The sequence below is a fragment of the Chromobacterium sp. Rain0013 genome (genome assembly GCF_015291765.1).
GTDB lineage: Bacteria > Pseudomonadota > Gammaproteobacteria > Burkholderiales > Chromobacteriaceae > Chromobacterium > Chromobacterium haemolyticum.
In genome coordinates, this window is the sequence record NZ_CP031514.1 from 543,494 (window position 1) to 565,394 (window position 21,901).

17 protein-coding genes are annotated in these 21,901 nt (G+C 64.3%); 6 read left to right on the plus strand and 11 right to left on the minus strand.

Annotated features, from left to right (window positions below; all coding sequences use genetic code 11):
* Both DXT74_RS02580 and DXT74_RS02585 read left to right on the plus strand, forming a co-directional pair.
* Positions 1-627 (plus strand): bifunctional 4-hydroxy-2-oxoglutarate aldolase/2-dehydro-3-deoxy-phosphogluconate aldolase, encoded by a 627-nt coding sequence (locus tag DXT74_RS02580; protein ID WP_039753845.1) that lies wholly within the window; start codon positions 1-3, stop codon positions 625-627.
* 236 nt (positions 628-863) lie between these two features.
* Positions 864-1,685 (plus strand): HDOD domain-containing protein, encoded by an 822-nt coding sequence (locus DXT74_RS02585; RefSeq protein ID WP_043639147.1) that lies wholly within the window; start codon positions 864-866, stop codon positions 1,683-1,685.
* 324 nt (positions 1,686-2,009) lie between these two features.
* Here DXT74_RS02585 and DXT74_RS02590 read toward each other — a convergent pair whose 3' ends face one another.
* Entirely contained in the window at positions 2,010-3,929 is a 1,920-nt protein-coding gene (locus DXT74_RS02590) for a ribonuclease catalytic domain-containing protein (RefSeq protein ID WP_081556479.1), read from the minus strand.
* A 113-nt stretch (positions 3,930-4,042) separates the two neighbouring features.
* Here DXT74_RS02590 and DXT74_RS02595 point away from each other — a divergent pair, with 113 nt between their 5' ends.
* Positions 4,043-5,632, plus strand: a complete 1,590-nt coding sequence (locus tag DXT74_RS02595) for a diguanylate cyclase (RefSeq protein ID WP_231138257.1) — start codon at positions 4,043-4,045, stop codon at positions 5,630-5,632.
* Positions 5,633-5,758: 126 nt separating this feature from the next.
* Here DXT74_RS02595 and DXT74_RS02600 read toward each other — a convergent pair whose 3' ends face one another.
* From DXT74_RS02600 to argH, 3 genes are all read right to left on the minus strand, one after another.
* Positions 5,759-6,526 carry a DeoR/GlpR family DNA-binding transcription regulator gene (locus DXT74_RS02600; protein WP_043639141.1) on the minus strand — a complete coding sequence of 256 codons (768 nt, stop codon included), beginning with the start codon at positions 6,524-6,526 and terminating at the stop codon, positions 5,759-5,761.
* A gap of 120 nt (positions 6,527-6,646) precedes the next feature.
* Entirely contained in the window at positions 6,647-8,254 is a 1,608-nt protein-coding gene (locus DXT74_RS02605; protein ID WP_043639139.1) for an EAL domain-containing protein, read from the minus strand.
* 621 nt (positions 8,255-8,875) lie between these two features.
* The gene (gene argH, locus DXT74_RS02610; RefSeq protein WP_081556481.1) at positions 8,876-10,261 is read right to left on the minus strand and encodes an argininosuccinate lyase; all 1,386 of its coding nucleotides are present in this window, start codon (positions 10,259-10,261) and stop codon (positions 8,876-8,878) included.
* A gap of 164 nt (positions 10,262-10,425) precedes the next feature.
* Here argH and DXT74_RS02615 point away from each other — a divergent pair, with 164 nt between their 5' ends.
* From DXT74_RS02615 to DXT74_RS02625, 3 genes are all read left to right on the plus strand, one after another.
* Positions 10,426-11,418 carry a sensor histidine kinase gene (locus tag DXT74_RS02615; RefSeq protein ID WP_194427256.1) on the plus strand — a complete coding sequence of 331 codons (993 nt, stop codon included), beginning with the start codon at positions 10,426-10,428 and terminating at the stop codon, positions 11,416-11,418.
* Between the two features lie 72 nt (positions 11,419-11,490).
* Positions 11,491-12,069: a TMEM175 family protein gene (locus tag DXT74_RS02620; protein WP_081556483.1), complete on the plus strand. Its 579-nt coding sequence runs from the start codon at positions 11,491-11,493 to the stop codon at positions 12,067-12,069.
* Between the two features lie 127 nt (positions 12,070-12,196).
* Positions 12,197-13,729 (plus strand): catalase, encoded by a 1,533-nt coding sequence (locus DXT74_RS02625; RefSeq protein ID WP_194427257.1) that lies wholly within the window; start codon positions 12,197-12,199, stop codon positions 13,727-13,729.
* Positions 13,730-13,856: 127 nt separating this feature from the next.
* Here DXT74_RS02625 and DXT74_RS02630 read toward each other — a convergent pair whose 3' ends face one another.
* From DXT74_RS02630 to DXT74_RS02660, 7 genes are all read right to left on the minus strand, one after another.
* The gene (locus tag DXT74_RS02630; protein ID WP_194427258.1) at positions 13,857-14,306 is read right to left on the minus strand and encodes a hypothetical protein; all 450 of its coding nucleotides are present in this window, start codon (positions 14,304-14,306) and stop codon (positions 13,857-13,859) included.
* Between the two features lie 901 nt (positions 14,307-15,207).
* Entirely contained in the window at positions 15,208-16,623 is a 1,416-nt protein-coding gene (locus tag DXT74_RS02635; RefSeq protein WP_081556485.1) for an alkaline phosphatase family protein, read from the minus strand.
* A 4-nt stretch (positions 16,624-16,627) separates the two neighbouring features.
* Entirely contained in the window at positions 16,628-17,518 is an 891-nt protein-coding gene (locus DXT74_RS02640; RefSeq protein WP_196783814.1) for a TatD family hydrolase, read from the minus strand.
* Positions 17,505-18,203 (minus strand): EboA domain-containing protein, encoded by a 699-nt coding sequence (locus tag DXT74_RS02645; protein WP_194427259.1) that lies wholly within the window; start codon positions 18,201-18,203, stop codon positions 17,505-17,507. The genes DXT74_RS02640 and DXT74_RS02645 overlap by 14 nt, the downstream gene beginning before the upstream one ends.
* A 16-nt stretch (positions 18,204-18,219) precedes the next feature.
* Entirely contained in the window at positions 18,220-19,182 is a 963-nt protein-coding gene (locus tag DXT74_RS02650; RefSeq protein WP_196783815.1) for a UbiA family prenyltransferase, read from the minus strand.
* Entirely contained in the window at positions 19,158-20,393 is a 1,236-nt protein-coding gene (gene eboE / locus DXT74_RS02655) for a metabolite traffic protein EboE (protein ID WP_081862692.1), read from the minus strand. The genes DXT74_RS02650 and eboE overlap by 25 nt, the downstream gene beginning before the upstream one ends.
* Positions 20,380-21,612 carry a 3-dehydroquinate synthase gene (locus DXT74_RS02660; protein ID WP_196783816.1) on the minus strand — a complete coding sequence of 411 codons (1,233 nt, stop codon included), beginning with the start codon at positions 21,610-21,612 and terminating at the stop codon, positions 20,380-20,382. Before DXT74_RS02660 ends, eboE begins: the two co-directional genes overlap by 14 nt.
* Positions 21,613-21,901: the final 289 nt, after the last annotated feature.

The window sequence follows — 21,901 nt, forward strand, 5'->3', positions numbered from 1 at the left end:
ATGGACGCATTGACCCTGCTGCGCCAAGGCCCGGTTGTTCCGGTGATCATCGTCAACGACGCGGCCGTGGCCGTGGAGCTGGCCCAGGCGCTGGTGGCCGGCGGCGTGCGCGTGCTGGAAGTGACGCTGCGCACCAAGGCCGCGCTGGCGGCGATGCGCCGCATGCGCGACGAAGTGCCGGGCGCCATCGTGGGCGCCGGCACGCTGCGCACCCGCGCTCATGTGGAAGCCGCCATCGACGCCGGCGCGCAGTTCGGCGTCAGCCCCGGCTTCACCCCGGAGCTGGGCGCCGCCGCGCGCGCCGCCAATCTGACCCTGATTCCCGGCGTGGCCACCCCGTCCGAGGCCATGCGCGCCCAAGACGAAGGCTTCACCATCCAGAAGCTGTTCCCGGCCGAGGCCGTGGGCGGCGTCAAGCTGCTTAAATCGCTGGCCAGCCCGTTCTCCGATCTGCGCTTCTGCCCCACCGGCGGCATCGACATCAAGAAAGCGCCGGAATACCTGGCGCTGCCCAATGTGTTGGCCGTGGGCGGCAGCTGGCTGACGCCGGACGACGCCATCGCGAACCGCGACTGGGACCGCATCACCCAGTTGGCGCTGGAAGCCAGCCAGCTGCACAGGAATTAAACGACGTTGCTTCTTTACAGGGCCTCCCGGCCCTGTTTTTTTTTGGGCCGCCCCGCCGCTGGCGCGCCTCTGTCCGGTTTTGTCCTTCCTTTCCCCCGCCAATTGCCTAAGCTCAAGGAGCAGGACTTCATCGCCGCCGGCCCACGCCCGCGCCGGCGACGGCACCGTTGGGTTTGTTGACGCCTGTTTTGCCGCTGGAAAACAGACGTCAGCAAACCCTCATATTGGAGACCCATATGCAAGTGGCGGAAATATTTGAAAAAGCGTCGGGCAAGCTGCCCATGGTGCCCAAAGTGGTTCAGGAGCTGGTGGCCAGTTTTCACCGCACCGACGTGAACATCGATGAAATTACCGACAAGGTGGGACATGACCAGGTGTTGACCGCGCGCGTGCTGCGCTTGGCCAATACCGCGCGCTTCGGCGGCAGCCGACGCGTAGGTTCTCTGGACGACGCCATCATCCTGCTCGGCTTCGACAATCTCAGGGTGCTGGTGATCGCCTCCGGCGTCACCGGCGCCACGCTGGGCATTCAGGGCTTCGACATGAAGGCGTTCTGGCAGCGCAGCTTTGCAATGGCCAACGCCGCCAAACGGCTGGCCAGGCTGGCCAAGCTGGATCCGCAGTTGGGCTATACCTGCGGCCTGCTGTCCAATATCGGCGAACTGGTGCTCTACGTGGCGGTGCCGGAACAGGCGCTGCAGATAGACCGCATCGTTGCCGGCGGCGCCGACCGGGTGGCCACCGAGCGCATGCTGCTGGGCATGGATTTGACCGAGGTGGGCGCCGAGCTGGCGCGGCGCTGGAATTTTCCGGACGAAATCCAGGAGGCCATCTTCAATCAGCACGATCTGCTGAACGAGGAAGTGTCTCCGTTCGCGCTGCTGATTGGTCTGGCGTCCTTCATGACCTCCGGCTTCAATCACGATATGAGCGAGGAAGACATGCTGGCCACCTTGCCGGTCAGCGTGATGGAGCGCGCCGGCCTGCACCGCGAGGCGCTGGCGGAAGCGCTGCCGGAGTTGCGCGAGGCTTGCACCGCACTGGACGAGATGTTCTAAGAACGTGTTTACGATCTAGCGAGCTAGAGCGAGACAAGGCGAAAACAGCTGAGAAAGCGGAATGTACACGTGGTACATGAGCATTTTGAGCTTGTTTTTAACGCCGTATCGCCGCAGCGCAGCAGATCGTGAACAGGTTCTAAGAGCGGCTAACAAAACCCTTGATGCTGCGTTGCGCCGACTTGCCGTACTCACTGTACTGTCTGAGTCGGCGCGCCTTGCCTCAGCCGTAAAACTGAGTTTTGTCGGCCACTCTAAGCACCATCCAGCCGGATGCAAAAAAGGCGGCCTGGGCCGCCTTTTCGCACGTCTCGCATGGCGGACTCAGCCGGCCTGGCCGCCCGCCTCGCCCACCTCGCCGGTTGTCTCCGCTTCGGTCTCTTCATCCTCGGCGGCATCCACATGGCCGAGCACTCCGACGCAGCGCAGCTCGATCTCCTGCATCAACTCGTCGATGCGAATCACGGCCAGCTGGATGCGGTCGCCGCGCGCCAGTTCCGGCAGGCCCGGGATGCGCACCCGCATCGGCAAGCCGTCGATGCGCACCAAGTCCTCCTTGATGAAGGTGGCGGTGGGGTCGGACACCCCTTCCTGACTGAACCAGCGCAGGCACCAGAAATGCTCCATCCGGTCCTGGAAGCCCAGGTAGGCGGAGTAAGTGGTGTCGAAATCGCGCAGGATGGCGAACAACATCGCGTCGCCCTGCTCGAACTGCGGCTTCTCCTCGCGGATCATCGACATCAGCTGGCGCTGGTTGATGAAGTCGGTGGCGCGGCGCAACGGCGACGTGGCCCACGCGTACTGGGCCACGCCCAAGCCGGTGTGCGGCTCCGGCCGCGTGGTCATCCTCACCTTGCCCATGCTCTGCGCGCGGTACATGCCGGGGATGTCGGCCTCGGCCAGCATCCGGCCCCACTCGCTGTTGGCCAGGATCATCAGCTCGGACACCAGCTTGTCCATCGGCGCGCCGCGTTTGCGCAGGGTGATCAACACCTTGCCGTCGACTACGTCGAAGTTGTAGTCCATCTGCACCGGCCGGGTCGGATCGTATTTGCCGCGGCGCTTCTCCAAGGCCTCGGCGAACTGCCAGAACCAGATCAGCTCCTGCTTGAACGGATAGTCCACACCCGGATCGCAAGCCAGCGTCTCTTCGTTGAAGAACTGCTCCAGCGCGGCGTGGCGCAGGTTGGCGGCGATATGCACCTTTTCGATGCGGTTTTCGTAGGCGACCGGCTCGAACTCCGGCGTCACCTCCACATAGAGGCTCAGCGCCGGGCAATCGTGTCCTTCCTTCAGGGTGAACATCTCCACCAGATCGTCCGGCAACATGGTGATCTTGTCGCCGGGGAAATACACGGTGGACAGGCGGGACAGCACCAGCTTCTCCAGCGGAGAGCCGATCTCTATCCCCAGCGACGGCGCGGCAATGTGGATGCCCACGCGCTTATTGCCGTTAGGCAAGTCCTGCACCGACAGCGCATCGTCGATCTCGGTGGTGTTGGCGTCGTCGATGGAGAAGGCGCGCACCGGCGACAAGGGCAAGTCCTCCGGCAACGCCGGCAGCTCGTACTTGCCGAAACCGCGGCCCTTGGGGAAGAACTCCAGCATGAAACCGGCCATCAGGTAGTCCGGCACCGAAGAGATGCCGCCCACCTTGTCCGCCAGCCGCAGCGGCGGCAGGCTCAGTTCGCGCGCGGCCTGGTCAAAGGCTTTGAACTCCAGCGTGTTCTTGTCGGGTTTCCACAACAACGTCATCAACTGGCTGCGGATCGCCTCCGGCAGTTGGCCGGCTTTCAGCTCCGCCACCCACAGGTCGATCTGCTCCTGTTCGCGCTTTTTGCGTTCCAGCCCGGCCAGCGCTGCCTTCAGCGCGTCTTCCGGCGCCTTCTTGTAGCGGCCCTTGCCCTTTTTGTAGAAATACATCGGCGCGCCGTACAGACGCGACACGATGGCGGCGGCCTCCGCCGCCGACGGCGCGCGGCCCCAGTAATCGGCCGCCAACGCCTCATAGCCGAACTCGTCGTCCGGGCAGCATTCCCACAGGAAATCCAGGTCAATATCCGCGGCAAGTTGCTCTACCATGGGCAGAAAATCGCCCAATGCGGAGCTAAACTCCAGAAAAACATTCGCAGCCTTGATCTTGGCGCGCTTGCCATGCTGGGTATCCACTTGCAGACTAGCGTCATTGCGCGAAACGATGCTGCCGACCTTAAAGCCGCCGCTCTCTTCGTAAAAAACGTTCATTAAAAATTTTTGCCAGGCCGTTGCAATCCAACGGCGAATTATAACAGCGCGCCCAAGGCGCGGCTTCAGAACTTGAATATCGGACAACCGGGTCCACCGGGGAACACTTGACCATGTCGCAACATCAGGCTTTCAAACAACGCGTGCATCTGGCACAGGAAATCGATCGCATCGGCCACCTGCTGGTCACTCGCTGGGAACGACCGCTGGCCGCTCACCTGCTGTCGCTGATCCTGCGGCTGGAAGATATGGTGCGCGAGCAGGACCTCAACGAAATCACGGGAGAAATCCAAACCCTGTCGCGCTTGCTGCAGGGCTGGATCCAGCAACCGCAGACCGCGCCGTCGGAAAGCGAGCGCTACAACCGCCTGCGCCACCACCTGGGCCTGGTCAGCCAACTGGGCATGATGGAACGCAAGGACGGCTTGCCGGAGATCGACTACGACAAGCTGCTGGGCGGCGACTTGGTCACCCTTTATCTATGGCTGCCGCAGGATGTGGACGCCACGCCGTTGATCCAGCAGTTGTCCTGCTACGGCATTCACGCCAAAGTGATCCAGCAGGCGGCCAAACTGGCCCAAGCCTTGCAGGACATGGCGCCGGAAGCCGTGGTGGCCTTCACCGAATTCGCCGCCAACGACCCCATCCTCTTGCTGGCGCCCACCATCAGCAGCATCTGTCCGCTGATCCTGACCTCGCCGCGGCACGATTTTCAGGCGAGGCTGGCGGCGGTGCGGGCCGGCGCCGGCAGCCTGCTGGACTGGCCGCTGCAGGCGCATCAGCTGATAGACCAGCTGAGCTTTGGAGATTTGGGCGAGAAGCGCGAGCCCCTGCGCGTGCTGATCGTGGAAGACATGGAGTCGCTGGCCGGGCTCTACTCCAGCGTGCTCAACGCCCAGGGGGTGGAAACCCGCGAGGAGACGCAGCCGGAACGGGTACTGGACATGATAGAGCAGTTCCGCCCGGACCTGATCCTGATGGACATGTACATGCCGCAATGCAGCGGCATGGAGCTGGCCAAGGTGATCCGTCAGCAACGGCTGCTGGACGGCATCCCCGTGGTGTTCCTGTCTGTGGAAAAGCGCCAGGCGGTGCAGCTGGACGCGCTGACCCTGGGCATAGACGGCTTCCTGACCAAGCCGGTGGCGCCGGAGGAGCTGATCGTCACCGTGATCAACCGCGCGCGCCGTTACCGCAAGCTGCGCTCCTACATCATCAACGACAGCCTCACCGGCCTGCTCAATCACTCCCATCTGCACGGTCAGCTGGAGTACAGCATCCAGCGCGCGCGCCGCGATCAACGGCCGTTATCGCTGGCCATGCTGGATCTGGACTTCTTCAAAACCATCAACGACAGCCACGGTCACCCGGCCGGCGACGAGCTGCTGATCAATCTGGCGCGCTTTCTCAAGGAGCGGCTGCGCAGCAGCGACCTGGTGGGCCGCTACGGCGGAGAGGAGTTCGCCATCGTGCTGCCCAGCACGAATCAGACGCAGGCGCGTGAACTGATGGACCAATTGCGTCAGGACTTCAGCCAGATCCAGCAACGCGCGCCGGACGGCGATTTCCGTCAAACCTTCAGCGTGGGCATCAGCTCGCTGGATACCGCCGGCAGCAGCACGGAGCTGGTGCAGCAGGCCGACGAAATGCTGTACCGGGCCAAGGCCAACGGCCGCAACCGGGTGGAAACCATGCCGGGCTGAGCCTGGCGCGGCAATGAAAAAGCCGGGGCGTCAAGGACGCTCCGGCTTTTTTCGCGCACGCTCAGAGCCTGTTCAAAGTCTCGCGAGCAAGAGCGAGATCATAGACAGGCTCTTACACGCGGGTCATCAGGCCTCGGTCAACACCAGGCGCACGCCCTGCTCTTCCAGCAGCTTGGTCACCGGCTCCGGCGGCAGCGAGTCGGTGAACACGGTGTGGAATTCGCTGATGTGGCCCATGCGCACCAAGGCGTTGCGGCCAAACTTGCTGTGATCCGCCGCCAGATAGCGGTGACGGGCGTTGGACATCATCGCCTGCGCCACCCGCACTTCGCGGTAATCGAAGTCCAGCAGCGAGCCGTCCGGTTCAATGCCGGATACGCCGATGATGGCGTAATCCACCTTGAACTGATTGATGAAGTCCAGCGTGGCCACGCCGGTGATGCCGCCGTCGGACGCGCGCACCGTGCCGGAGGTGATCATCACCGTGAAATCCGGATTGGTGGACATGATGGAGGCAACGTGAATGTTGTTGGTGATCACCCGCAAGCCTTTGTGCGTGCTGGTCAGCGCCTGGGCCACCGCCTCTATGGTGGTGCCTATGCTCATGAACAGCGAGGCATGATCGGGAATGCTACTGGCGATCATGTCCGCGATATGCGCTTTTTCGCTCTGGAATTTTCCTTTGCGCGCGAAATAGTCCTCATTCTCCACACTGCTGCCCAAGGCGGCGCCGCCGTGGTAACGGCGCAACAAATTGGCCTCGCACAGCTGGTTGATATCGCGGCGAATGGTTTGCGGGGTGACATCGAGCAGTCTGGCCAGCTCTTCGATCGGCATGAAGCCGTTTTCGCGGACCAGCTGCAGAATCTTGTCGTGACGGGGTGAGCGGCTCATAACTATTCGGAATCGAAAATCACGTCACTTTAGTAACATATTTTGCGGGTCAGCGGCAAACAGAACCACTATTCCGGCTTGATATCGGCCAATAGTGTTCGTTTATTGCGCATTTTTTACTCAGGGAGCCGCCTGGCCCTCCGCCAAGGACGCACGCCGTCCCCACAGAAAATCGCGCAACTGCTCCAGCGGCATCGGCCGCGCCAGCAGATAGCCCTGCAGGTAATGCACGCCGCTTTGTTGTAGATAGGCGCGTTGTTGTTCGGTTTCCACCCCCTCTGCCACCATGGAGATGCGCAGTTGCTTGGCCAGGTCGATGATCATTTCCAGAATGCGGTTGGCGATGGAATCACTGCCTATCGCCGCCACGAACACGCGGTCTATCTTCAGATGGTCGGCGTGAATGCGGTTGAGTTCCGCCAAGCTGCTGTGGCCGGTGCCGAAGTCGTCGATGGCGATCTGCACCCGCATCCGCCGCAGCTCGGCCATCACCTGCTGGCTTTGCGGCGTCACCCGGATAGGCTCGCGCTCGGTCACTTCCAGCACCAAGCGCGGCGGCGTCTTCGAGAAGTGTTGCAAAAACGCCTGGCAATCCTCCACCAGCTGCGCATGTTGCAAATGGCTGGGCGACAGATTGAGCGCGACAAAGAAGCAGTCGGGCAAGGATAGCGACTCCATGTCCGCGGCCACCCGCCGCATCAGGTAGCGGGTAATCTGGATGATCATGCCGGAAGCTTCCGCCACCGGGATGAAGAGATCCGGCGGCGCCAGGCCCTGGCGCGGATGCTGCCAGCGCAGCAACACTTCCACCCCCATGCAGCGATGGCCGCAAGCGTCGAACACCGGCTGGTAGTAAGGCAGGAACTCCTGATTGCGCAAAGCCAGCAGTATCTCCCCGCTGACCGAGCCACGCTTGCGCAAATAGCCCAGCAGCAGGGCCGCCCCCACCACGCCCACCGGCAGCAACAGCAGCAAGGCGCGCAGCAGGCGCGCCGACGCGCCGCGCCACAGGTACTCGGAGTCCACCCAGCTGTGCACCGCCAGCGGATAGTGCCGAGACGCCGCAATCACGCGCAGCACCGCGCTGCCCGGCACCTCGGCAACGCCCGGCAAGGTGGATTGCACCGCTTCCTTATGGTTCAACACCAGCAGCGAGCCGCTGTGGCCGTCGTCGGCCTGCCAGGGCAGCAAGGGGCTGAAATAGGCCAGCTCCACGCTGGCGACAATGCCCTGCCCCCGCTCCCCCAGCAAAGAACGCATTAGGAAGGGGCGCTTGGGATACAGGGGGCCGGAACCCTGGCGATGGATCAGCTGTTGCGGCGCCGATGGAGTGAAGGGCAGCACCGTGTCCTGCGCGCCCAGCACCGAGGTGCAATACAGGCGGCGCCCGTCCAGCAGCCCCAGCGAGCGGATATAGGGGTCGAAAGCCGCCAGCGACACCAGTTTCCCGCGCGCCTGCGCGCAGGGCAGGCCAGCCAGCGGCGCGGCTTCGCGCAGCGAGCGATCCACCTGACCAAACACCCGGTCCACAGAATTGACCGCGCGCCCCGCGGCGCTTTGCAGCTGCGCCTGCACATCCAGCTGGTAGCGGTTCCAGGTCAAGGGCAGGCCTATTGCCGCCGGCAACACGGCCACCAGCAAGACCAAGGCCCATTCCGCGGCGTTGAGGCTGCCGCGGAACTGATTGCCTCGGCTGATCAGGTGACGGAAGCGATGGCGACAAAACACATTGTTCCCCGGCGTGACTGAGTGACTGAATGACAAGAAGCAGCCCGGCGCCCGGCCATGACGACGCGCGCCAATCCGCGACACGGCTGGCGCTGGCGAGAACAGCATGGATGGACGGGGACTGCCAGGATGAGGGATGAGCGGGCATTGCCGCGCGGCGCGTGCTCGGCCGCCATCGCGATTTTTCGAAGCTCCCGCAAGTCTGGCGCTAAAGATAACGGTTTAGCCGAAGACAGAAAAGCTAATTAGAAAGATTTATTTAATAAAATGTCTTTGATTGACTTATGTTTGATATAAATTGCCGCAATCGACGCCGCCCAAAACGCAATCGAGCCGCGTGCCGCCAGGGTGGGCGGGCGCGGCCCGACAGCCATGCGTGGTGTTTAGAAGTCTGCTGCGCTTCGTGGAGCGTCGCACGGTGAGTACAAGCTCAAGATGCTCATGTACCCCTCGCACATTCCGCTTTTTCGCTCGTTTTCGCCTTGTCTCGCTCTTGCTCGCGAGACTTTGAACAGGCGCTATAGAGCCGCTAACAAAACCGCGCAGAGAACCTGAGCCAAGGCGCGCCAACGCAGGCAGTACACGTAAGGCGCGCAGGATCAGGGGTTGTGTTAGCGGGTATTAACGCGGCTGCAAGCGTTGACGATGGCGCTCGATCTGCAAGCGCACCTGGCGCGGCGCGGTGCCGCCCACGTGATCGCGCTGCGCCAGGCTGCCTTCCGGGCTCAGCACGGCGAACACGTCGTCTTCGATCAGCGGCGAGAACTCGCGCAGCTTGGCCAGAGATAGGTCGGCAATGTCCACGCCCTGCTGCTCGGCGTGACGCACCGTCAGCGCCACGACCTCGTGGCTATCGCGGAAGGGCACGCCCTTCTTCACCAGATAGTCGGCCAGATCCGTGGCGGTGGCGAAGCCTTGCAGCACCGCCGCGCGCATCGCCTCCGGCTTGACGGTGACGCCGCGCATCATGTCGGCGTAAATGCGCAAGGTGTCGATCAAGGTGTCCGCGGTGTCGAACAGCGGTTCCTTGTCCTCCTGGTTGTCCTTGTTGTAAGCCAGCGGCTGCGCCTTCATCAGCGTCACCAGCGCAATAAGGTGACCCACCACGCGGCCGGACTTGCCGCGCACCAGCTCCGGCACGTCCGGGTTCTTCTTCTGCGGCATGATGGAGCTGCCGGTGCAGAAGCGGTCGGCGATGTCGATGAAGCCGACACGCGGGCTCATCCACAGGATCAGCTCCTCGGACAGCCGCGACAGATGCACCATCACCAGGCTGGCGGCGGCGGTGAATTCAATCGCGAAATCGCGGTCGGACACCGCGTCCAGCGAATTGTGGCAAACATCGTCGAAACCCAGCAGCTGGGCGGTGTAATGACGGTCTATCGGGAAAGTGGTGCCGGCCAACGCCGCCGCGCCCAGCGGCAGGCGGTTGACGCGCTTGCGGCAATCGCTCATCCGCTCGGCGTCGCGCGCCAGCATTTCCACGTAGGCCAGCATGTGGTGGCCAAAGGTCACCGGCTGCGCCACCTGCAAATGGGTGAAGCCCGGCAACACGGTTTCGGCGTGCTGCTCGGCCAGGTCCAGCAGGCTGTGCTGCAGCTCGCCGATCAGGCCGACGATGGCGTCGATCTGCGCACGCAGCCACAGGCGGATATCGGTGGCCACTTGGTCGTTGCGGCTGCGGCCGGTATGCAAGCGCTTGCCGGCGTCGCCGATCTTGTCGGTGAGCCGGCGTTCCACGTTCATGTGCACGTCTTCCAGATCCACGCTCCACTCAAAGCGGCCTGCGCGGATATCGTCCAGCACTTCGCCCATGCCTCGTCGGATCGCTTCCAGGTCTTCGGCGGACAGGACGCCGGCGCGCTGCAACATGGCGGCGTGGGCCAGCGAGCCCTCAATGTCGAATTCGGCCAGTCGTCGGTCGAAATCCACCGAGGCGGTGTATTTCTTGACGAGTTCGGATACCGGCTCCGAGAAACGGCCGGACCAGGCGTGTTGATCTTGCATGGCAATGCTTTCTACGATGGCTGCGGACGAAAAACTTGGCGAAACCCCGGACACGCGCAATGCCGCCGGGAACCTCTTACTATGCCAGCGGCGAGCGCCTTCGGCCAGTGCGGGTTTTCCTTGCTATGATGCGGCTATCCTATTTCGCTCTTCCCCGCGCCGCCATGCCGCTACCGTCCCCGCCCGACCTGCCCGACTACCGCAACCTGGGCGTGCTGCTGCGCGCGCTGCTGCTGCTGGGCTTGTTCCTGCTGGGCGGCCTGTTGCTGGACGACGGCGGAGAGCCGCTGCCCTGGCGCTTGCTGCGCCTGTCCAGCCTGCTGGTGCCCGGCGCCTTGCTTAGCCTGGGCCTGCTGGCCCTGCTGGGCCGCCGCCTCCACCACGGACGCCGCGCCGCGCTGGCCGCCGCCGCCATCTGTCTGCTCTCCTTCGCCTTCTGCGGCCGCCTGCTCAACCCGCTGGCGCCCATGCCCTGGGGCCAGGTGCTGCTGGCCGGCGCGGTGGGCGGGCTGATGCAGCACTACCTCAATCTACGCGCGCGCGCCCTGTCCCCGGCCTTGTCCGAGGCCCGGCTGATCGCGTTGCAGGCCCGCATCCGTCCTCATTTCCTGTTCAACAGCCTCAACGCCGCCATCACCCTGATCGGCAAACAGCCAGACAAGGCGGAAATGGTGCTGGAAAACCTGGCCGACCTGTTCCGTGCCCAACTGGGCGACCCGGCGCGACAATCCACGCTGGGCCGCGAAATCGAATTGGCGGCCATGTATCTGGCGATCGAGGCCGAGCGGCTGGGCGCGCGCCTGCAAGTGAGCTGGGACGTGCAAGCGCCGCTGGACGCCGCGCTACCGCCGCTGATCCTGCAACCGCTAGTGGAAAACGCGGTGTTCCACGGCATAGAACGGCTGGCCGACGGCGGCGAGATCCGCATCCAGGCGCGCCGGCATGAACAACTGCTGGAGCTGACGCTGAGCAATCCGGTCAACCCGGAACCCGCCGCGGACACGCCCGGACACCATATGGCGCTGGACAACCTGGCCGAACGGCTGGAGCTGTATTTCGACGCCGAGGCCTCGCTCAGCGCCCGGCTGGACGGTGATCGTTTCATCACCCGCATCCGCCTGCCTTACCGCCCGGCGCCAACCCAGCAGCCAGGCTGAGAACCTATTTACGATCTGCAAAGCCGTCTATACTCCCCCTATCATCCGATTGAAACAGCTGATAGGGATATCATGGGAAAGAACCGGCTAGAAGCGTTCAGCGACGGCGTGCTCGCCATCATCATCACCATCATGGTGCTGGAGCTGAAAGTGCCGCACGACACCAGCTGGACGGCCCTGCAAGACCGCTGGCCGGTCTTCCTCAGCTACGTGCTGAGCTTCATCTATGTGGGCCTGTACTGGAACAACCACCACCATTTCTATCACGCCATCCAGCGCGTGGACGGCCGCGTGCTGTGGGCCAATCTGCACCTGCTGTTCTGGCTGTCCCTCATTCCCTTTGTCACGGGCTGGATGGGAGAAAACCACTTCGCCCCGCTGCCGCTGGCCCTGTACGGCGTGGTGCTGCTGATGTGCGCGCTGGCCTGGTGGCTGATGCAACAATCCCTGCTGTGCCTGCCCGGCAACCGCACCCGGCTGTCCGAGGCGCTGGGCAAGGACATCAAGGGCAAGATATCCCCGCTGTGCTACCTGATCGGCATCGCCGCCGCCTTTTACTGGGAATGGCTGTCCGCGGCGATGTACGTGCTGATGGCCCTGATCTGGCTCGTGCCGGACCGGCGCATTGAGCGGCTGTTGGCGGAAAAGTAACGCCGTCGTCTTCGCCCATTAATAAACACTATCAAACAAATTGTGATTTAAGATTTAACAAAACTATTGTCAGTTCCGATAATGGCCACTCCCTTAGTAAATGTTCTAATAATTTATGGGAGTGCCAATGTCTGCTCTGACCTTTTCCGTGAACCGCAAGCTTTTCACCGTGGCGCTGGCTTGTAGCGCCGCTCTGACCCAAGCCGCAGCCCTGACTCAGGACAATGGCGCGCCGGTGGGCGACAACCAGAACAGCCAAACCGCCGGCCCCAACGGCCCCACCCTGCTGCAAGACATTCAACTGCTGCAAAAGCTGCAACGCTTTGACCGCGAGCGCATCCCGGAACGCGTGGTGCATGCGCGCGGCGTGGGCGCCGGCGGCGTCTTCGTCGCCAGCGAGGGACTGCAAGACGTCAGCCGCGCCCTGGTGTTCCGCAAGGGCGAACAAACCCCGGTATTCGTGCGTTTCTCCACCGTGATAGGCAGCCGCGGCGCGCCGGAAACCGACCGCGACCCGCGCGGCTTCGCCACCAAGTTCTACACCGCGCAAGGCAACTGGGACTTGGTGGGCAACAACCTGCCGGTGTTCTTCATCCGCGACGCGATCAAGTTTCCGGACATGGTGCACTCGCTGAAGCCGGACCCGGTGAGCAATGAGCAAGACCCCAACCGTATCTTCGACTTCTTCTCCCACCTGCCGGAATCCACCCACATGCTGACCCGGGTGTACTCCAACTACGGCACCCCGGCCAATTACCGTGAAATGAACGGCAGCAGCGTGCACGCGCTGAAACTGGTGGCCGCCGACGGCCGCTACCAATACGCCAAGTTCACCTGGAAATCGCGCCAGGGCGAGCGCAACCTGCGTCCGGACGAACTGCCCAAGGTGCAGGGCCAATCAGTTGGCCACGCCACCGCGGACCTGCTGCAAAGCATCGAACAGAAACGCTACCCGTCCTGGGATTTGTACGTGCAGCTGATCCAGCCAGAGGACATGAACCGCTTCGCCTTCAACCCGCTGGACCCCACCAAGGTGTGGACCGGCGTGGCGGAACGCAAGGTGGGCACCATGACGCTGAACCGGATTCCGGCCAACTTCTTCGAAGCCACCGAGCAAGTGGCGATGTCGCCGGCCAACTTGGTTCCGGGCATCGAGGCCTCGGAAGACCGACTGCTGCAAGGCCGGCTGTTCTCCTATCTGGACACCCAGATGCACCGCGTGGGCACCAATTTCCAGGCATTGCCGGTAAACCGCCCGCGGGTTGAGGTGGTGAACAACAATCAGGACGGCGCGCAAAACGCCTCCGGCCGCCAGGGCAGCGTCAATTACGAACCCAGCCGGCTTGCTCCCAAGCCGCAAGACCCGCAGTTCAAACACAGCCGCCTGCCCTTGCAGGGCAACACCCAGCAAGAGGCCATCGCCAAAACGCTGAACTTCCAGCAGGCCGGCGAGTTCTACCGCTCGCTGAGCGCGCAGGACCAGGCGGACCTGATCCGCAATCTGTCCGGCGACCTGTCCAAGGTACGCAATGCCGAGACCCGCGATGTGATGTTGTCGCACTTCTACAAGGCGGACCGCCAGTACGGCGAGCGTCTGGCCAAGGCCTTGAAGGTGGAGGTGAAGGGGATTGAGCGCAGGGCGGCGCTGTTGCAGGAATAAGCGTAGCCGCTTGAATGAAGCGGGGCGGCCCATGGCCGCCCCGTTTTTTGCGCCCGCGCCGCGCAGTGGCAAGCGGCGGCAGCGGGGTTTGGTGGGTATCGCCTACGGCTCCACCCACCTGCTTAGGTCAGCGATTGCGCAGGCGGATGCGACGGAAACGCGCTTCCAGGCTGAGCCGTTGTCCCAGCGCCAGATAGAACTGATGTTGGCTATCGACATGGCGGTAGACCCGGACCCGATCCGCTCCCAGCAGCATCATGATTTCCAGATAGTTGAAGAAACCCATCCACTGGCCGCGTCCGTCGCGGTCGTCAAAATCGATGTCGCGCGCCACGCGGCTGAGCAGGCCTTTGCCAACGTATTCGCGGTTGTCCTTCATCCATTGCAGCAAATGCGCCGCGCATTCGCGGCCGTAGGCGCTGTCGGCGGGGTAATCCTTACGGGGCGTGGGCATTTGCCAGTAATGCGCATAGGTGCGGCCGGGGCAGAAACGAACAAAGGGAAGCAGGGCTTCCTGCTGCTCCAGCGAGTGCAGTTTGTAGCGGCGACGACGAGGGAAGTTTTGAGGATGTTGCATGGTGTTTCTCCTGCTGTGACACAAGATAAACTACCTGCCGGGGAAGGCTGAGGTGAGGCAGGCGCGTGGCAGGATTGGCGTACCGGGTGTGTACCAGACCGGTGAGTGCATGGCACTCTCCCACCACGCGCCTGCCAAACGGCACAGCCATGGTGAAACAGCCCGCGCAGTATGCTGCGTAGGCTGGTGGTACACACGAACGGGACGCCAATCCCGTGTGCCGCTTGTTTTGGCGGCAACGGGGGGATTGTTGCCGAGGGGGCGGTTGGGGTCAAGGTGAGGTGGTTGGTGTGGCTAGGTGTGTGGGTTTTGTATCCGCTGCGCGGATGATGTTTTGGGTGCCGCTTTCCGCGCTGACCGAGCGAGGCAAGCGCAGCGTCGCGAGGGAATAAGACGGGAAGGGGGCGGGCCGCCGCCCCCTTTCATCCCCCCTCGTCCCCAGGACGCGAAACCCCGAGGGGACACCTGGGCGCTGCACGAGGTGGTCTGCTCTCTTAAAAAAAGATCAATGACTTGGCTGAGTGAGTCCCTTTTGGGGATAACTCTCCAATTCCACCCGATCTGTGGATATCTCCAAAGAACCAAGAAGAAACCACGTATTCGACGCACCCCTAGTCCCTTCAAGCCTGCCGACGGGTGGCAGGCCCGAGGTTTTAAGCGGCTGCTTGTTCGAGCAGCGCGACGTTAGCGCGCTGCGAGTTCAGCCGCGCCTCGGGCCTGACGGGACCCGGCGGGAAGCCGTAGGCCAGGCTTGCAGGGCGGCCTTTGGGGTGAAGGGGAATTTGGCCGAGCAAATTCCCCTTCCTGCCTGCCGGGCAGCCCCGGCAATGCAAACCATCATCCGCGCAGCGGATTCAACACAACAATCACACTGAACATCGTGCAGGAATAAGGCAGCCCCCTACTCCATCACCCCATGCGCCCCATACGCCAGCCGCGTCTCCACCTCCCCAAACATATGATCCATGATGATGTCCCGCACCGCCGTCGCCGGCACCGCCCCCGACGGCAAACTGTCCGGCAAAGAACTAATCATCAATGGACCATGCTCCGGATTCAGCGTGGGACGTCCATGCGACCCCCGCACCAAAGACGGATCCAGCGGAATCACCTCCAACAAACTCCGCATCCCCAACTTGCGCTTCAACAACGTCCAGGCAATGTCCAACTTCGGCCAACTTAAAGCCGGGTCCAAAAATAACTCCACCGGGTCATAGCCCGGCTTACGGTGAATATCCACCGTGCGGGCGAAATCCGGCGCGTGCGCATCGTCCAGCCAATAGTAATAACTGAACCAGCGATCCGGCCGGCTCACCGCCACCAGCTCGCCGGAACGCGGATGATCCAGCCCCAGCAAGCGCTTGCCGGCCTGGTCCAACACCATTTCCACCCCCTCCAGCTCCAGCAACAAAGCCTTCACCTCCGGCACCAACGCCGGCTGGCGCACATAGACATGAGCGATCTGATGATCCGCCAGCGCGAAAGCCGCCGACGCGCCGCAGTCCAGCTTGTCCTCGCCCTGCTCCTCCCGCACCTTGAGCCAACCGGCCATGCGCAGAACGCGGTTGATGGCGATGTCGTTGCTGACCGGCGTGACGCCGTACTCGGATAAGACGATCACGCGGCTGCCGTCCCGGTCAGCCTCCTCGATCAACTCCCCGCACAACTGATCCACCGCCGCCACCTCCGCTGCCACGTCCGGATGATCCGGCCCCAAGCGCTGCAGGCAGTAATCCAGATGCGGCAGATAGACCAGGGTCAGCGTGGGCTGGCGCGAGCGGTACAGATGCAGCGCGCAGTCGGCGATCCAGCGGCTGGAGCGGATATCCGCCGCCGGCCCCCAAAAGTGAAACAAGGGAAAATCGCCCAGCTTTTGACGCAACTCCGCGTGCAGCTCCGGCGGGTTGCAGTAGAAGTCGGGAATCTTGCGGCCGTCGGCCTTGTAGATCGGGCGCGGCGTCACGCTCCAGTCCACGTCGGCATACATGTTGTACCACCAGAACAACTGCGCGCAGCTGAAGCCGGCGTGTAGGCGCCGGGCTTCGTGCCAAAGTTTCTCGCCCTGAATCAAGGCGTTGTTCTGTCTCCAGAACAACGGCTCGGCCAGCTCTCGCGAATACCAGCCGTTGGCGACGCAACCGTGCGCCTGCGGCAGCTGGCCGGTCAGATAGGTGGCTTGCGCCGGGCAGGTCAGCGCCGGCGTCACCGCCATGAGCGGGCGCTGCGCGCCGCGTTCCGCCAACCGGATCAAGTGCGGCGCGTACCGCAGCAGCTGCGGCGTCAGGCCCACCACGTTCAGAACGAGTGTGCGTTGCATGATGTCACTCCACGATGTCCACCTGCGGATTTTGACCACGCAGCACGGAATTGCCCTGATACAGCCGGCGCTGGTCCACCGCCAGCGGGCTGTTGGCTTCTTCTATGTCCAAGCGGCCGCTCTGGGCGAAGAAGTCCAGCGGATTGCGCCAGACGATGGTTTCGATGTCGCGCTCGGCGATGCCGGCGGCGCGCATCGCCTCTACGGTTTTGGGCACTTTCAGCGGATCGCTGACGCCCCAGTCGGCGGCGCTGTTGATGATGATGCGCTCGCTGCCGTACTGGCGCACCAGCGCCACCATCCGCGGTTCGTCCATCTTGGTGTTGGGGTAGATGGAGTGGCCGGCCCAGCAGCCGGAGTCCAGAACCAGCGGCAGGGTTTCTTCGGTGTTGTGGTCGATCAGCACCCGCTCCGGCGCAATGCCGCTGTCGCGCACCAGCGCCAGGCTGCGCAGGGTGCCCGCCTTTTTGTCTCGATGCGGGGTGTGGACCAGCGCCGGCAGGTCGAACGCTATCGCTAGTTCCAGCTGACGGGCGAAGTAGCGCTCCTCGGCCGGGGTTTCGTCGTCGAAGCCGATTTCCCCCACCGCCACCACGCCGTCCTTGTCCAAGTAGCGCTCCAGCAGCGCCATCACGCCGTCAGCCACGTCCGGGTTGTTGGTTTCCTTGGGGTTGAGGCCCAAGGTACAAAAGTGGCGGATGCCGAATTGCGCGGCGCGGAAGCGCTCCCAGCCCAGCAGCGACAGGAAGTAGTCGTCGAAGCTGCCGACGTGCCGCCGCGGCTGGCCCATCCAGAACGCCGGCTCCACCACCACGCTGATGCCGGCCCGGCTCATCGCCTGGTAGTCGTCGGTGGTGCGGGAAGTCATGTGGATGTGCGGATCAAACATTTTCATGATGCAGTCCTTGCAGTAGGAAAACGACGTCGTCGGACACGCTGCGGCCGGCGGCGCGTCGCTCGCTGGCGTAGGCGGCCACCATGTGTTCCAGCTCTGGGCTCCAGCGCCGTTCCAGGCCGGCGATACGCCGCGCCGGCGCGCCGGTAAACAAGGCCTTTAGCACCAGCTGGTTGAAATTGAGATCGGGAAACTGTTGCGCCGGGTAGGCGTTGTCGCAAGCCAGCGCCTGGAACACGCCGGCCACGTGGCTGCGGCTGGCGTCGGTGGCCAGCGCCAGCCAATCTTCCGGCTTGGGCAGCAGGATCAGCGCCTTGACCACCGCCTGCTGTTCCAGGCTGTCGCCGCCGCGATACAGATCGAACGCCAGCGCCGGATCCGCGCCGGCGGCCAAGGCCCGCAACAGCAGCAGGGCGCGGCCGGCGTCGCCGGGCGACCAGGCCTCCGCCGCCAGCACGCGTTGGGCTTGCAAGGCCTTGATCGCGGCCTTGGGCAGCAGGGTCAGCGCCGCCAGTTGCCGGTTGGCCACGCTAAACAAGCGGCGACAGGCGACGGGCTCCGGCGCATCGGCGGTCAGCCGACGACAGGCATCCAACCACACCAGCGCCTGGGCGGCGTTGTGGCGGTCCGCCGCGTCCAGCAGGCTGGCGTGCAATTGATCCGCCAGCATGGTTTGCGTTTCCATCGCGCAGATTCTCCGTTCAAGTGCCCGGCACCCGGCGTTGCCATGTCCGGGTCAGCCAGGCGGCCAAAACCGCCAACGCCGCCCACTGCGGCTGGCCCGCGGCGGCGATGAACAAAGCGTCCGCCAGCGCGATGCCGGCGATCAGGCCGCCGACGGCGCGCGGCATGTCGCGGCCGGGTCCGGGCCAGGCCAGCCGCAGGCAATGCGCGCTCCACCCCAGGCTGAGCAGCAAAAAGGGCAGCGCCCAGGGCTGGAACGGTTGGCTGAGCAGGTAGAGCGGCGGCGCGGCCAGGCCCAGCAGCGGCGCCAGCCGCCCCAGCCCGGCGCGGCCTTCCTGCTTGGCCACGTAAGTCAGTGCGATCAGATAAGCCAGCAGCGCCAGCGCCGCCAGCAACAGCGGGCCGGATAAAGCTCCAGCGCCCAGCGCCAGGCCGCTGATCAGATAAACCTGCATCCGGCACAAACCCATCAGCAGCGGGCTGAGCGGATTGTGTTTGTGCCAGAGGTCGTAGAGCACCACGGTGGCGGCCAGGCACAGGCCGGCCAACAAGGCGGGGAGGCCCAGCGCCGCCAACAGGGCGACGCCGACCGCGAGCTGGGCGGCGCCGGCCAGCAACACCAGCCGCGCCGACACCAGCCCGGCGGGAATCGGCCGTTCCGGCCGTTCGCGCGCGTCGATATGGCGGTCGCAGACATCGTTCAGATACATGCCGGCCACGTAGATCAAGGACAGCGACAGCAGCAGCAAGGCCAGCGGCCCGCCGGCCACGGCGTGGCCGGACAATACCGCGCCGGCGAGGACGTTGCTCCACACCGTGGGCAGGTTGGATACCCGGCCCAGCCGCAGCGCCAGCGACCAGACCCCGGCCACGCGCCGGCGGGTCTGGCGCGCGTGCCGCCGCGACAGCCTCCGCCGGGCGCTGGTCTTGGGAATGGGCAGGGCGCGCTGGCCGCTCATCGCAGCTGGCCCTCCGCCCATTGCAGCTCCCGGCAGATGGCTTCGCCCAGGTCGCCCTGACGGTGGGCCGGGGGCAGCACGCCCCAGCTATAGGTTTCCACTTCCAGGTGGCCGCTCAGCGGCCGCTGGCGTTGCAGAGCCAGCAACCGCGACAGAAAGTCCTGGGTGCTGGCGAACGGCGCCAGCGCGGCGTGGCAGATGGGCACATGGAAGTGGATGCGCCATTCGTCGGCCGGCTGTCGCGGCAGAGCCGCCAGCGCCGCCGGCAGGTCCGGGTAGCGCCACAGATCGTCGCCGCGCCGCGCCACCACTTGGTGCAGATAGGTGTCTTCGGCGAAGGCGCGCAGCGCTTCCGCCGCCATCCGGTCCGGCCGCGTCACGCGCAGGCCGGCGCTGAGCTGCAGCTTGGCGATGGCGATGCCGGCCTGATCCAGCCGCGCCACCGCGTCTTCCGGCTGTTCGTACTCCACCGCGGCGTGGCAGGCGTCCAGGCACACGCCCAGGTGCCGCCGCACGATGGCTTCGGCTTCTTCGCGTTTGACATTGCACCATTTGGCCACTTGGTTGAGCGCGGCCCGGCTCAATAGATGCAGCTCGAAGAAGGCGACAGCGTCTTCGCTGGTGGCCAGCAGGCAGTCCGGTTCCGGTTCCAGCGCCAGCACGATGCGGCGGCCGCTGTCCTGCCGCAGCCGATGCAGGAAGGCGGCGTGCTCCAGCAGATGGGTGGCGATCCACAGCGCGCCGCTGCCGTCGCCGCTCAGATGTTGGCGATAGCCGCCGGGCACGGTGCTGACGCTGCCGTATTCCAGTTCCGGCGGCAGCAGCGCGGCCAGCAGCTGAGCCAGCCGGTTGCTGTAGTTCAGCCGCTGCGGGTCCCGCCAGTCCGGCAGGTAAACCGCTTCCTTCACCGCTTGCCGATGGAAGGCGCCAAAGGGGAAGCCGTTGAGGGTGAACACATAGCATTGGTGTTCCGCCAGAAAATCGCGGAATTCCGCCTGCGCCGGCTCCTCCTCCAATTGGCGCGCGGCCAGCGCGGACAACCGCAGCCCAATGCCGAACGGCCGGTCCGGCGCCACGCGCGCCTTGATCCGCGGCAGGTGGAAGCCCAGTTGAGCGCGCATTTCCTGCCAGCTTTCGCCGGGGTGGATATTGGTGCAGTAGCTCATGTGGACCGCGGGCAGAGTGGCGGCGGGCAGACTGTCCGGCCGTTGTTGAGGGTCAAGCAGCAACATGGTCTTCGCTCCTGTCGCGCAGCCAGTCTATGGCCGCGTTCATTCGATCCGCATCGATGGCGTGCACTTCCACCCCCTGCCCCAAACGCTGTAGCAGGGTGATGGTCAGTTCGCCGCCTAGGTGTTCGCGGAACTCATCCAGCCCGGCCAGCACCTGGCGACGCTCGCCGTCGCGCCAGTCCAACGCCGGGTGCCATAACGAAAAGCCCAGCCGCAGCAGTAGCCGGTGCAAACTCAGTTGCGCCGGTTCGCGCAGCAGGCCTGCCAACACCGCGTAGCGGCAGTCCAGCGCCAGCCCTATCGCCACCGCCTCGCCGTGGCGCAAGGCGTAAGCGCTCAGCGCTTCCAGCTTGTGCGCGGCCCAGTGGCCGAAGTCCAACGGACGGGCGCTGCCGAACTCGAAGGGGTCGCCCCCCTGGCCGATGTGGTTCAGATGCAGTTCGGCGCAACGCCGTATCATCCATTGCATCGCTTCGTCGTCCCCGTCGGTGAGCGCTTCGGCGTTGGCGTCCAGCCAGTCGAAGAAGGCGCGGTCGCGTATCGCCGCCACTTTCACCGCCTCGGCGATGCCGGCGATGCGGTCTCGGCGCGGCAGGCTGGCGATGAAGTCGTAGTCGTTGAGCACGGCGAACGGCGGCGCGAAGGCGCCGAGGAAGTTCTTGGCCCCGAAGGCGTTGATCGCGGTTTTGACGCCCACGCCGGAATCGTTCTGCGCCAGCACGGTGGTGGGCATGCGCACCACGCGCACGCCGCGGTGGGTGGTGGCCGCGGCAAAGCCGGCCATGTCCAGCAGGGCGCCGCCGCCGACGATGACCAGGCAGCTGTGACGGTCTACATGGCATTGCTGCAACCAGCTTTGCAGCGCGAACAGCTGCTCCGGATCGTTCTTGCAAGCTTCGCCGCCCATGGTCAGCCGCGGCGGCGCGGCCAGCTCCAGCGCGTCGCTGTGACGCCGGGCGTAACGCTCGAAGGCGGCGGGCAGCCGCGGGTGGGCGGCGGCCACGTCCTGGTCAATCAGAACCACGAACCGATGACGCCGTTCCGGCTCGCGCCGGCAGATGGCTTGCCGCAACAGCGGGTTGCCAGGGTCGCTCAGCAGGCCGCGGCCGAAATACACCGGGTATTCGAACGGCACGCTGAAGCGCTGCATGGTCATGGCCCCCGCGCGGCGGCCGCTTGCGGCGTCGCCGAGGTCTGGCTTGCTGACTGGCAGTGGCATGGCTCTGCTCCTAAAAAAAACCGGCTCTTACGACCCGCTAACAAAACCCCTGATCCCGCGTTGCGCCTCCTTGTCGTACCACTTTGTACTGCCTGCGTCGGCACGCCTTGGCTCAGGTTCTCTGCGAGGTTTTGTTAGCGGTTCTTAAATCTGCTGCGCGTTGACGGTCCGGCGCTGCGGCTCGCCTAAGCTTGGCTCCGTATCCCGCGGCCAGTGCGCTTGCTCCGATGAGATGGCAAACGCGGTCCGGCATCCGCCGGACCGCTTTGGCCTTGCGCAATGGCGGGCG